The following is a 679-nucleotide window of genomic DNA, read 5'->3' as shown; positions in this document are numbered from 1 at the left end:
GACAGCATCAGCCGCGAAGCGTTCAACACCGCTCACGAAATCTCCGCATACAGCCTGCCTGCGCTGGCAAAAGCCGCACGTCCGATGATGCAGGGCCGCAACGCCGCAATCGTTGCCCTGAGCTACTTGGGCGCCGTTCGTGCCATTCCTAACTACAACGTTATGGGCATGGCCAAAGCCAGCCTCGAAGCCGGCATCCGCTTCACTGCCGCCTGCCTGGGCAAAGAAGGCATCCGCTGCAACGGCATCTCCGCAGGCCCGATCAAAACCCTGGCTGCTTCCGGCATTGCCGATTTAAGCAAACTCTTAGGCCACGTCGCTTCCCACAACCCGCTGGGCCGCAACGTAACCATCGATGAAGTCGGCAACACCGCCGCCTTCCTCTTGTCCGACCTTGCTTCCGGCATCACCGGCGAGATTACCTACGTTGACGGCGGTTACAGCATCAACGCGCTGAACGACGAAGAAAACTAAACGGTTTACACACCAAACGCACTTTCATCATGAAAGTGCGTTTTTTATGACCGTTACATTATGGCTTGAATAACTGCATAACCCAAAAGGCCGTCTGAAAGTCAAATACGGATACGAAACATTAACTTTACAGGCTTTCAATGATTATGTTTTCAACATTATTATATTATCATTCCATCTTAACCTAAAGATTCGATAGAGCATT

Annotated in this window: 1 protein-coding gene; it reads left to right on the top strand. The window is 51.8% G+C overall.

What is annotated here, in order from left to right; all coding sequences use genetic code 11:
• The coding region (locus ACTHSP_RS21205; RefSeq protein ID WP_440346907.1) for an SDR family oxidoreductase at window positions 1-474 on the top strand (474 nt) is incomplete at its 5' end.
• Between the last annotated feature and the right edge of the window lie 205 nt (window positions 475-679).

It is taken from the genome of Neisseria sp. P0001.S005, from assembly GCF_051963715.1.
This window is presented reverse-complemented; position numbering and strand designations above follow the sequence as displayed.